9 protein-coding genes and 1 tRNA gene are annotated in these 12,413 nt (G+C 43.6%); 5 read left to right on the forward strand and 5 right to left on the reverse strand.

Features of this window, described 5'->3' with window-relative positions; all coding sequences use genetic code 11:
- Positions 1 to 4 precede the first annotated feature (4 nt).
- The 3 genes from Q366_RS11135 (at position 5) to Q366_RS11145 (ending at position 3,389) form a co-directional block, all read left to right on the forward strand.
- Entirely contained in the window at positions 5 to 2,713 is a 2,709-nt protein-coding gene (locus tag Q366_RS11135; RefSeq protein ID WP_245619937.1) for an intermembrane phospholipid transport protein YdbH family protein, read from the forward strand.
- Positions 2,714 to 2,727: 14 nt separating this feature from the next.
- Entirely contained in the window at positions 2,728 to 2,931 is a 204-nt protein-coding gene (locus Q366_RS11140; protein WP_035238879.1) for a YnbE family lipoprotein, read from the forward strand.
- Between the two features lie 92 nt (positions 2,932 to 3,023).
- Positions 3,024 to 3,389, forward strand: a complete 366-nt coding sequence (locus Q366_RS11145; RefSeq protein ID WP_035238880.1) for a YdbL family probable chaperone protein — start codon at positions 3,024 to 3,026, stop codon at positions 3,387 to 3,389.
- A gap of 91 nt (positions 3,390 to 3,480) precedes the next feature.
- Here the strand turns inward: Q366_RS11145 and Q366_RS11150 are convergent, their stop codons facing one another.
- Together Q366_RS11150 and Q366_RS11155 are read right to left on the reverse strand one after the other, a co-directional pair.
- Positions 3,481 to 3,915: a hypothetical protein gene (locus Q366_RS11150; protein WP_035238882.1), complete on the reverse strand. Its 435-nt coding sequence runs from the start codon at positions 3,913 to 3,915 to the stop codon at positions 3,481 to 3,483.
- 109 nt (positions 3,916 to 4,024) lie between these two features.
- Positions 4,025 to 7,048, reverse strand: a complete 3,024-nt coding sequence (locus tag Q366_RS11155) for a hypothetical protein (protein WP_035238884.1) — start codon at positions 7,046 to 7,048, stop codon at positions 4,025 to 4,027.
- Between the two features lie 252 nt (positions 7,049 to 7,300).
- On the opposite strand from Q366_RS11155, the gene Q366_RS20320 reads away from it, so the two are divergent.
- A complete protein-coding gene (locus Q366_RS20320; RefSeq protein ID WP_051957997.1) occupies positions 7,301 to 9,745 on the forward strand; it encodes an ATP-binding protein in 2,445 nt (814 codons plus the stop codon).
- A 142-nt stretch (positions 9,746 to 9,887) separates the two neighbouring features.
- Positions 9,888 to 9,974 (forward strand) — tRNA-Leu (locus Q366_RS11165).
- A gap of 277 nt (positions 9,975 to 10,251) precedes the next feature.
- On the opposite strand, the gene Q366_RS11170 is transcribed toward Q366_RS11165, so the two are convergent.
- The 3 genes from Q366_RS11170 to Q366_RS11180 form a co-directional block, all read right to left on the reverse strand.
- Positions 10,252 to 10,611, reverse strand: a complete 360-nt coding sequence (locus tag Q366_RS11170; RefSeq protein WP_156968159.1) for a hypothetical protein — start codon at positions 10,609 to 10,611, stop codon at positions 10,252 to 10,254.
- Positions 10,612 to 10,823: 212 nt separating this feature from the next.
- On the reverse strand, positions 10,824 to 11,597 hold the full coding sequence (gene istB, locus Q366_RS11175) for an IS21-like element helper ATPase IstB (RefSeq protein WP_211251887.1): 774 nt from the start codon (positions 11,595 to 11,597) through the stop codon (positions 10,824 to 10,826).
- A gap of 36 nt (positions 11,598 to 11,633) precedes the next feature.
- Positions 11,634 to 12,413 (reverse strand): toprim domain-containing protein (locus tag Q366_RS11180; protein ID WP_211251888.1); only part of this gene is annotated, 780 nt, incomplete at its 5' end.

Here is a 12,413-nt window from a genome sequence, read left to right on the forward strand (position 1 = left end):
ACTTGTGCTGTGTGTTCAGTGCATTATTCTTTTTCTGCCTGGCATTTCAAAACATATCGTCCGGTCTGCCTTTGGTCCGTTGCCGGGGAACCCGTCCTTTGATTTTACGGTATCCCATATAGGGGTCAATTATACTCAGATCAGTAATCTTTCCTTTGGTGAGGATCTGCGCCTGGGCACCCTCCGGTTTACCTTCCGCACGGATACAAAAAATATGATCAGCGTTGAAAAGATCGTTATATCCGGGCTGAATGCCACCCTTCATCTGGATGAAAAAAAAAGAATCCGGGTCAGCGGACTTTCATTTCCCCGGGACAAGAAAGTGGATCATTCAGGCCCTGTATTTGATATCAGTGCCTTTGACTCCTATTTTGCATATCTGCCGGAACACATTGTTTTAAAAAACAGCACCATTTTTATTGATACCGGAAAAGACCGGCTTTGCATCCCAGTGGAAGGGGATGTCCGGCTGGACCGTGATACGCGCCTTGCGGATATGAAACTGTCCATTCTTCCCATGAATCAGAAGATCACGCTTGGGGTTACGGCTGATCTTTCAAAAGGTCCTGTGCAAATGAAAATTTCAGCAGACGATTTTTATCCACAAAGGCTTTTAGCCATGGTGCCGGGCGGTGACTTTGCCCGGGGCAAATTTTGTGGACCTGTTGATTGCACAATTGAAACAAAAGATTTTTCAAACTTTCATTTTGAATTGAATCATTTGGGTCTTGGGCCTGAGCCTTGTTTGAACATTAATTTCCCTGAAATTTCAGGTATACTCTCCTTTGATAGAACAGCAATGGCATTTAAGGCAGACGGACGGATACAGATAAACAGTCCGGGAATCGCTCTGAGTCCATTCAAATTTGAAATTTTATCCCAAATCGCGTCAGGAACGGTGGCGCAATTTTCTTTGACGCTTCAAAATGAAATCGCCAAGACCTGGGACATTACACCTGAACTTATGGAATTGCCTTTGTCAACGGCCGATTTTCCAGATCAGATTCAATTTTTTGATCCCCAATTCCGTTTGTTTGTTTCAGGAGATCTTGAACACCAGGCGGGAAAGTTGGCTTTTTCCGGGACAGCCCTTAAATCCTATAAAAATGATAAAGCCAACCATAGGAATTTGATTAATATTTCTGGGTTACAGGTAAAAACTGAATTTGACGGCAACTTCGGAGACTCCGAATCTTTAAAGCATATAAAGCTTGATGCCCTGATTGACAAGATTGCCTTTCAACAACACAACATAAAAATGAACACCGCATCCTTGAATGCTTCATCAGATGCCGTGTTTACATTTTCAAATTCGGGAATCATACTGGATATGGATGTGAATGCGGTATGCAATAAAACAAAAATTGTTTCCGGACAAGCCACGGCCTTTGTCAGAAGGGCCGGAATAAAAGGCAAAATTGAAAAACAAACATCGTCCGACATCTGCCTTCAATTAAAACCCTTTTTGTCTGACACAGACATAACCATGAAAGATAAAGGCATTCAGGCCAAAGGTGTTTATTTTGAACTGCCCGTGACCTATCCTTTTAAAAATATGAACGCTTTCGGCAGGGCAGGTACAAAAAAAATTATACTGCATGATAATATCTTTCCGGCTGTTTCTGCCAAAGTTATCCAGACATCAGATCTGGCCATGGATATCCAAGGAAAGCTAACCCATACCGGATTCCCGGGCCTGGCCATTGATTTTTTTGCCCAGACAGGTCTTGATTCTGCCATGAATCCTTTTGCAAAAGGTCGAATGATCACCAATCAGTTTTCCATTACCCCAAATACACTGATTCCGTTTGTTCCCGGTATATCCGGGAGAGGGGATTTTAAATTTGACATATCTGCCAGGGCAGATTTTTCCTACGCAAATCAGAAAATTAATTCATCTGCCGATATTCAGTTGGCCAACGGCACCCTAAACTCTGTTGAATCCGATTTTTCGGCCGCCGGAATATCTGCGGACATACATTTCAATGACCTTATGGTCCCTGAAACCATTCCCGGGCAGTATATAAATATTGACACGATTAATGCCGGCCGCTTCAAATTTAACGATGGAAAAATAAGATTCAGCCTTGAAGACGGAAAATCAATTAACATTGAAAATTTGAAATTTAACTGGTGCAATGGTATTGTTTCAACAGAAGCGTTCAGGCTGCCTTCGGACGATAACGCCATGCATATAACCTTATACTGTGACCGGCTTGGGATGGAAGACTTTTTTCATCAGCTTGGCGCCTTTGATGCCGAAGGGGGCGGCACCTTAAGCGGGCGTATTCCAGTGGTTATGGCAAATACTGAAATTGGCTTTGATAACGGTTTTCTTTTTTCCACAGCCGGGGAGGGCGGCCGGATTTTTATCAGGGATCTTGACAGAATGCTTGCCGGAATTCCTAAAAATACGCCGGAATTTTCCCAGCTTGATCTTGCAGGAGAGGCGTTAAAAAATTTTGAATACAATTGGATAAAGCTTAAACTCAATACCCATGGGGATACACTTGCCGTAAACATGCAGCTTGATGGAAAGCCTGTATCTGCTTTACCCTTTGAATATAACCGAAACCTGAATTCCTTTGTCCGCGTTAATGCACAAAGCCCTGGATCAAATTTCCAGGGAATCAAACTGGATGTTAATTTAACCCTGCCATTTAACCAGGTTGTTCAATTTGGTAATAACCTAAAGCGCATTATGAATCCTTAAACGATGAGGTTGCCATGCTAAAACGATGTAGGGCTGTGGTCGTCGGTATTATTTTTCTGGCATTGGCCGGCTGCAGCACCAGCCACGAGATTGAAGTCAAACCGGTTGAAATTAAACCCATCCATATTACAATTGATGTAAACGTCAAGGTTGACAAGGCCCTGAACGATTTTTTCGGTGATATTGATGCGGCCCAGGAAAAACTTGAAAACAATTAGGACTGCAAATGAAATAAATTGAGCCAAAGGACAAGTCATTTCGTTTAATTTACAAAATTTGCGCGCCTTAGCCTAACAGGAGGAACTGAATAATGAAATCCATTAAACCACTGCTTGTTATGACCATTGCATTGTCTTTTGTTTTTTGCGCCACGGGCTTTTCCGCTGGTATCAAAGAACGCATGAAACAGCGGCTGCCCCAGATTGTCGATTTAAAAAACAGAGGAATTGTTGGTGAAACAAATACAGGTTATCTGGGATTTGTCACGGCAAAAAAAGAAAAACAGGATGTGGTGGCAGCTGAAAATCAGGATCGGAAAGACATTTACACCCAGATTGCAAAACAGCAGAGCGTATCCATCCTGCTTGTTCAGAAAAGAAGGGCAGCCAGTCTTTTTTCAAACGGAATAACCGGTCACTATTACCAGAACGAGGCCGGTACCTGGGTTAAAAAATAAGAGTAAAAAATAAAAAGAACAGACCGCTTTCCAGATACGATTCCGAAAAAGCGGTCTGTATTAATTTTAAATAAGCTGGCTGGCAGGTTAATCAGTACCCGCTGCAACTCTCCATCAGGGCAGTTAGTTCTTTTTGAATACAAAAATAGATATCATCATCGCTGCCGTAGATATCAATGACATCTTTGTGATTGATCAATGTTTCAACCACAAATGCGGTCAGGTAAAGACTGGCAATATTAGGGTTTGAAACCAGGGCTCTGAATGGGGCCACTGCATAGTCAATATCAAAATCCTCGGCCCGGCACAGGTTATCTAAGCAACGAGCAATCTGGTTTTCCACACTGGATTTGCTCACGGTTTCAATAAGCCCGATCTCAATGAGTTTCATGGAAACTTTGCTACTGAATGAATCAATGTTCTCCCGGATAGTGCTGATGGTTTTAATTCTTTCCCGCTCCTTGGAAGACTCAATCTTGGAAAGAAGCTTGGATTCCCTGTTCCCGGTGTAAAACATTTTTGCCATTGATTTATCCTTAAAATAAATAAGCCATTATTATGAAAAGAAGATTATATGACAATTTAGTTGTTATTTTCAAGGATAATTCAGACCTTGGCAAAAAAAACATATTGATTTATGAATATGGCCTTTCGTCGGATTTTTCGTCCAGGATGGATGCCTTTACCTTTTCAATGTTGTTAAGATAAGAGGGGTATAAGGTCAGATAAAAGGAAAGGGGCCGGGAAAAATTTCTACCCAGAATCCCGTCCACAAACAATCTGCTGATATGATGCTCATGACGCAGCATGTTCTGGGCCTGGAAAAATATTGTCTTTTCTTCCGGTGTCATTTCTGAAACCACATGGATTAATGAGGACTGGGCCCGGGGCAGGTACATCCAGAAATAAAATAAATCCAGGGCATTGATGATGATAAGTGTTGCCAGATCCCGGGCTTCCGAGTTCTTGTTATCTAAAAGTATGTTTGAATTTTCTAAGATAGTCAGTTCTTCTGTTTCAGGAAACAGCATAATCAGTTTGGAATAAATATCAAAAAGCTCTGTTATCTTTTTACGGATATTTTGTTTTCGAAGACGTGTGTAAACAGACCGGTCAGCCGCAGCTTCAATGAATCCGGCTACAATATCAGACGCACCTTTTGAAATGATGGCCGCCCATTTTTGAAGCACCCCGTTAACATTGGGAACATTGAAAAAACCCAGGACCGCGCCTATGCTTGCACTGAGAACAACCGCGACAGGGATGGAAAGGATGCTTCTGAAAAAATTGCCGGTAACCGCCCCTTTGGGCAGCCCCCTGAAGAAATTATGGGTGGAAAGATAGATACCGTTGGCAAGGCCCATGACGGTATAAAGCATCACAGGACCGTTATTCATGGTAATGCCCAAGGTGTTGTCCAAAAGAAGGGTTTTAACCAGGTAATCCAGAAGGGGGACTGAAAAACCCGTGAATAAAAGGGAATCCGCAAGCCTGTCCCAGCTGACATAATCATTCCATTTTAATAGCGATGCCCTTTTAATACCGCCTCCGCCGAGCACCGATTGTATCACATTTCTTATGCCGGTTATGCCAAACCAGATCAGCGCACCAAAATAGGCCAGAAGCCACCAGTCTTTGGTCAGCATGAAACAAAGCTGGGCAGGAATAAATCCCAGAATAATTTTTAAAAAATTTTTCAACTTTGTATCAAGGTATTTCCAGGACCTTTTTGTTTCGTTTTTTTCACAAGAATCAATTGTGATGCAGGGGTGATGCATTCCCACACTTGTCTTGCCAAGCGTCACAATATTGCCGTTTGATATATTGTCCAATGAAAAATGGCCTGCTATCCATTCTCTTTTTCTGGTGGCCAGCAAGGTCCGTATACCCGGAATACAGGCCAATAAACCGGATTGGGATTCAGGCCGGGATATCGTGGTGCACAGGGAGGTCGTAACATTGACAGGTAAAATCATCCTTCCGTAGGTTTTATTTTTAACTTTTCGTGAGACCCTGAAGGGCAGGGTGTCGAGAACGGCAAATCCCATTCCATAGGCCTGGCCGCGTTTTCCAGTTGAATCTGACCCGATTCTCAGCCTGATGGGCCGGGCATCAAACATATGTTTGAACTCATCAATATCATAGAGTATTTCAGACAGCGCTTTGAGCCTGTTTTCCTGCTGATCGGTCACATGTTGTTTCACATCGGCAATAATTTTTGAAATGACCCGTTTCAACTTCAGAATACTGCCCTGGTTCACGGCTTTCTGAAGTTCATTGACAAGGGACATGGTCTCATTGTCCGCCGGGTTGTATTTTTTCATATTGATCATTTCAATTCTGGAGATCCGTCCACTGCTGTTATATAAAAGCTCAAGCACATCTTCAGGCCGAAGCCTGTCAAGGTTCAGGGTGATGCGAAAATCATCAAGCAGGTTGTCAATCTGATCCAGAAGTGAACAAAAAGAAACACAAAGCCTTTGGGGTGCAGTCTGTGATTTTTCTTTAACATAATCACGAAGACCGTTGAAAAAATGGTCTGCATCAAGATATTTACTGAGAAGGTCTTTGACCGTAACATGATTTAAAATTTTTGTCAGACGGACAATCTCTTCTTTATTTTCCTGGGCATTATCGTTTTCCTTCAACACAGAGATCTGTGCCTGAATGGTTTGGATAATTTTTGAGTAAATGAATTCACCAAGGTATTGGAAACTTGGCTGCCCGGGAACGACAAATGTCTGGAATTCTTCAGCCTCAACAGGCATCATGGTGATATCAAGATCCCGGCACAGTTCAATACGCCAGGACTGGTTGAATCTGTCCAGCAGAAGATGAAGATAGTCATTCTGGAAATTGACCAGGGCTCTTCCTTCCTGCATGAACTTTACAACCGGATCAGAGGCCAAAAACCATAAAAACGATTCCAGATTAAGCAGTCCCCTGGACACCCAGATAAAGGAGATGTACCTGTCCCGGTGCAGAGACCAGAACTCAATGCCGATTCTCAGATCAATCTCCATGATTCTTGCCGCTTCAATGAGCTCAATTGCACATCTGGGCTCTATATAATGATAATAAATCACTCTAAGCCTTCGAATGCCTTTGATCCAGGCATCCATGATCAGATGGGTGGGGCTTTTTCTGCCCGAGGTATTTGCATCATGAACATGATCATCAAAGGTGATCTGATTCCACTCTTCGGGCATTTCAAGCAGATGATACTGATCAAGCAGGTGCCTGATAATTTTAGGCTTGCCAAATGCAGCCATCCTGAAATCATGGGCAAGCCTGAGCTGCTGAATCGAATTTCCCTTGGCCCGGACCAGATCTTTCATAATCTGCAGCAGCACCCGGGATGTATTTTTGGGCATGGGGCCGCCAACCGTATCAACAAGATCGTCCTTTAGCCCGGATAAGGCCTGCAGGCGGTTTGTGATATTACCGCTTTCAATGGATTCCATGAGATTGACAATGGAATATGCTGTGCGAAGCCCTCTGGATTCGGCAAGCTCCTTGATCCCCAGGGGATGAAAAAAAGGATAGAGCAGTTTGCCTGTGTATCCCAGGGTTTTGGGTTCGTTATACACCGAGTTTACAATTTCGATGAGTTTGTAATCCCGCCGATCAAAAAATATGGAATCAATGGCCTTCTGCATCAGAAAATCCGCCTTTATGTAAATCCAGTAGTTGTCAAACGTTAGCCTTTTGTTAGATTTGTGTTAGCATTCTAATATTTTTTTTTTATCAATGCCATATTTTTTCATCCGGTTCCGGACAAGAGATATTGAATATTGGACTATAGCATGAAGACATGATATTTTACCTCTCTGATATTTTCAGCTAAATTTAAATTTTTAAGATTATGACTGCTGATTTATCATGATTTGAAACTTGTGAGATAAGATAGCATGACCGGACGTAAGAGCCTTAAAAATAAACTGATAATCGGCGGTATTGTTTCGGTCATGATTCCTTTTATCATCACCGGCACCATTATCTATATTCAACTGTCAGGCAGTCTGATAGATATGGCAAAAGAAAAATCCCTTCATCTGTCAAGTGATATTGTTTGTGTTATTGATAATTTTCTTGATGCCAATCTTCGTCTTGCCAAGTCCATTGCCCTGAACCCGGATATAATTTATGCTTCAAAAACAGGTGATTATGAAAGCGCCGTGCGTGAACTCAATGCAATATATAAAAGCATCCAACTGGATCAGAGCACTATATTTCTGACAGATAAAAACGGAATCGCCAAAGTTGACCTACGTTTCCCCCATCAGCAGGGCCTGGACTTATCGGGCCGGGATTATTTTATTAAAGCCCAAAATGGTGTGGCCAATGTGTCTGATCCGATTTTTGCCAAAGGAAATAGTGATCATAAAACCATTATTGTGTTTTGTGCCCCTATTTTTGAGGATAAGGCGTTCCTGGGCGTTTGCGGTATTATTTTTACAACGGAATATATTGCTGACGTTATATCAAAAACAGTAATTGGCGAGGCAGGGTATGCTTATCTGCTCAACAAAGAAGGGCTGGTTCTGGTACATCCTGATCCTGATGTTGTCTTAAAACAAAATCTGTTCAAACTGCCTGCCACCCATGTAATCAAAGAGATCGTTAACAGCGGTCAGCCTGGGGTGGCATTTTATACATTCGAAGGTCTGGAAAAAATTGCAGTTATCAACCAGGTGAAGCGCACCGGATGGACAGCAGCTTACACCCAGAACAGAGATGAAGTTATGGCACCGGTGAACAGGCTTTTGAATTATGTTTTCATCAGCGGGATTATTTTTGTGATCATCACCATTGTTATTATCATTATTATTTCAGGCAGGATCAGCTCGCCCATTCAGCAGATGATGGACACCGTCAGCCAGGTTACCCGGTACTCCACAGAAGTTATTGTACAGATCGGACTTAATAAAAAAATCTTTTTTGCAAATCCTGCTTTTGAAAAAATTACCGGCATTAAAGTCGAGGATGCCATCGGTACTATCCCTTCGCTTGAAAATAATGGCCGGATACCCTCACAGATCATATGGACGGAGCTTGAAGCGGGCAAGGCATGGTCAGGACACCTCGAATTTAAAGCAAAAGCCTCGAAAAATATGATCACCCTGGATGTTATGATTATCCCTGTACGAGATGGTCATGGCCGTATTCAGGGATATCTGGAAATCGGCCGGGACGTTACCGACGAGCTGAAGTTTGAAAAAAGGATGAATCAGGCTCAAAAACTGGAGGCCATTGGCACTCTGGCCGGTGGAATTGCCCACGATTTTAATAATATTCTCAGCATCATTTTTGGATATGCCGAGTTGTCACTGCTTGACAGTGACATTGATCCCCATATTGAAAAAAATATACGTAAGATTATTCTTGCCTCGGAAAGAGCCCGGGAACTTGTTACCCAGATATTGAGTTTCAGCCGCCAGGGGGAAGTTGAACTGATGTCTGTCAAGCTGGGCACACTTATCAAGGAAGCATTAAAACTGCTTCGTGCCTCCACACCTTCTTTCATCACAATAGATTCAGACATTATCAGCACCTCCTGCGTGTTTGCAGACCCCACACAGATTCATCGGGTGGTCATGAACCTGTTTACCAATGCGGTTCATGCCATTGGGGAGAATCCGGGTACCATTACGCTGACACTGCTGGATTTCATGGTGGACCGGGAATTTACAAAAACCCACCCCGGAGTAAGCGAGGGCAAGCATCTTATCCTTCGTATCACGGATACAGGGTGCGGTATACCCGAGGAAACTATTGAACATATTTTTGATCCGTTTTTTACCACAAAGTCCAAAAAGAAAGGGACAGGTCTTGGACTGTCTGTTGTTCATGGCATTGTGAAAAAAATGAACGGTATCATCACAGTTTACAGTCACCCTGGCGAAGGAACCATATTCAATGTGGTTCTTCCCGCCATTAAGAATGACGCACCTGGTTTCAGAGAAATCAGCCCTTCCATAAAGCACGGAACAGAACGAATTGTCCTGATTGATGACGAAATTAATATTGCGGCTGCCACGCAGTCCATTCTTATCAACTTAGGTTACCGCGTGACATCATTTACAGACAGCCCCCAGGCATTGTCTGCAATTCAATCCAGTCCCGATGAATTTGATCTCATTATTACGGATTACACCATGCCCGGCCTGACAGGGCTGGACGTGGTCAAAAAACTTAGATCTGCCGGTATTCTTATCCCCGTCATATTGATGTCCGGCTTTTTGGGGAAAAACATAGAAGAATCGGCAAAAGAGGCAGGCATATCACAATTATTATATAAACCGGCCAATACATATCAGCTTTCAAATTCTATCCGTAAAGCCTTGGGGGATTAAGGCCTATTGTAAATACGGTTTTCCCGTCTTAACGCGATATCAAGTTTTTTAAAACATACAAAAAAAAAGAAGCGCCAAGGAAGAACTGTGGATTTAGACTTGCAAATCCATGCGCAATACTATATTTTTCACCTCATTAAATGCCTGGGTGGCGGAACTGGTAGACGCAAGGGACTTAAAATCCCTCGCCCGTAAGGGTGTACGAGTTCAATTCTCGTCCCAGGTACCAAATAAAAACAAGGGGTTAGCCGAATTGGTTAGCCCCTTTGTTATTTTGTCAATAAAAAAGTAAGCGTATTGTAAGCAGTATATTTTTTTGATTCTTGGCTGAATGCTATAATGGGGGTTTTTGCCCATCCCCCCGAAAAGTGCAATAAGGGGCTTCTTCTCCAAACTCGATAAAAATTTGAACAGCAATGATCGTATTTGAATTCTTGAGAACCGGGGGTTTTTGTCCAAAACCACAAAATTTCCGACGAGGCTACACATGGCCGGAACATGTGTTATCATTCATCGGACCAACTGCCGTCAGGCCAGATGGATCTCATATGCGCTACGGTTCCCTTTTCCATGGATATCAGAAATTCATGAATGCTGGCGATTTGCCCGACGCCAAACCTGCCCTCTGCTGAACCGGGATCGTTATTGATTTTAATCATGGCGTTAGCAAAATTCCCAGCTTTGAATGCCGTGACAAATTCCTGATTCTCGTTTATCGCCTGCTCCAGTTCCTCATGAACCTCCGAGGGTAGGTCAGAAGTTATTTCAATTTCTCCCTCACTGTTTTCCTGAAGCCAAACAGATTGATCACCTGAAATTCCAAGGGACTTGAGTGTGTCCATGAGAAGCTCTGCCGCTTTTTCCATATTCTCTTTTGCAAATGCTTTTTTTTCTTCATATGTAATTACCCCATCTTTACTGGCTTCCGCCCCAAATAAACGGGTGTGTCCCACCTGTTACATAGGATAGCCCGGATGGCCACTTTAAAATCCCCCACCCATGGCCGGGTCAAAATCCCCCGGCGACAGAAAATTAAGATCTAAGTTATTCTCTTAATATCTTCCATTTTTTCCTTTTTTCACCCCTCCCTGGTGTTGCGCAGCTGAGAGAGCCGATTGGCAGCCTCTTTGAGCCGGTAGCTCTTCCCTTCAAATTTCAGCAAATGACCATGGTGAAGGAGTCGGTCCAGTATGGCCGATGATGCTGCATTGTCTTTGAGGAGCAGTCCCCAGTCTTCAAGAGGGCGATTTGAAGTGATCACGGTGCTTTTTTTCCTGGCATACCGGTTGATGATGACATCCAGCAGGTAATCAGCTGCATCTTTAGGCATTTTCTTCCGGAGGAATAAATCATCAATAACCAAAAGATCTGCCTGTGTAAACAGTTTGAAGACTTTTTTTCGATTTTGAGTCTGTTCAGCCTCAAACATGTCTTCAAAAAACACATGGGCCTCCCGATAAACCGTTTTCTGGAACAATTGGATGGACGCATGGGCAATGGTCTTGGCAATATGGCTCTTCCCAGTACCCGGGGCACCTATCAGTAGGGCATCTTCGCCATTTTGTATGAACTTGGCAGTCACCAGTTCATAAATTTCCTTTTTTGGAAGCTTGGGATTAAACCCCCAGTCAAATTCCGTCAACGTTTTCATCTCATCAAGCCCGGAAGCCTTAAACCTGCGCAGTCTTAGACTGGATGAACGATGGTCCAGCTCATCCTGGATCAGCCAGGACAATGCGTCAACCAGACTTGCGCTGGACTGATTGGCCTGTAAAGCCCGGCTTTCGAGTGTCGCCAGCATACCGCTCAGCCTGAGAACCTTTAATTGTTTTTCGATTTCTGTGATTGTCATACTCATGATGCCTCCTTTTTTTTCTTTTTTCATCCCTTAAATCATGCCTGTCTTCCTTAAATATCTAAGCTGAGATCCGGACATATCGGCCGGATCTTTGATCCCGGACGTTATACCTATGGGCAGACATCCAGGCCGCTCAAATTTCTGATCCCAGTCAAATACTCTTACTGTAAATCCATGTTGCTTCAGTAATGACTCAGCCTTCAAAGCCCCCTCCTTGCCGGCTTTATCCCGGTCCAGAAAGAGATTAACGATGCTGATATTTATATGCGATGCTAAAAATTGAAGCTGGCGAACCTGTTCCTCACACAGATGTGCCCCCATTATGGCACCTGCATTCAGGCAACCAGCCGACACGAGGGCGGCCACATCAAAAAAGCCTTCCACAAGGGTCAGTCCGAATTGCTCAACCTGCCTTTTTGCCCCAGGGTCAAGGAGCAGCTTGTCCTGGTTGTATATCTCCAGCTTTTTAGAAAATGGAAAACCCCAGTACCTGCCGTTGGCTGCCGACTGTTCCTCTGTCAATGCGCGGCCAACATGGCTCAACACAACAGGTTTTAGATCCTGGTTAACGCCACGAACCTGAAAAACCAGCCTGCCGTTCAATGGGGAACATTTGCCTTGCTGTCTCTCCGGCAGGTAGCCGCACCCCAGGTACTGGCATGCTTGACCGGAAATCCCTCGCTTCTCCAGCACCGGATGAAAAGATTGCAAATACGGCTGCAGGTCAACCACCACTGGCGGATTTGCGCGGTTCTGCTTTGGGGACGGCTTTTGCCCAACGGCTGCCGTCTGATTCAAAATAGAGATCCC

Source organism: Desulfobacter vibrioformis DSM 8776 (assembly GCF_000745975.1).
Lineage (GTDB): Bacteria > Desulfobacterota > Desulfobacteria > Desulfobacterales > Desulfobacteraceae > Desulfobacter > Desulfobacter vibrioformis.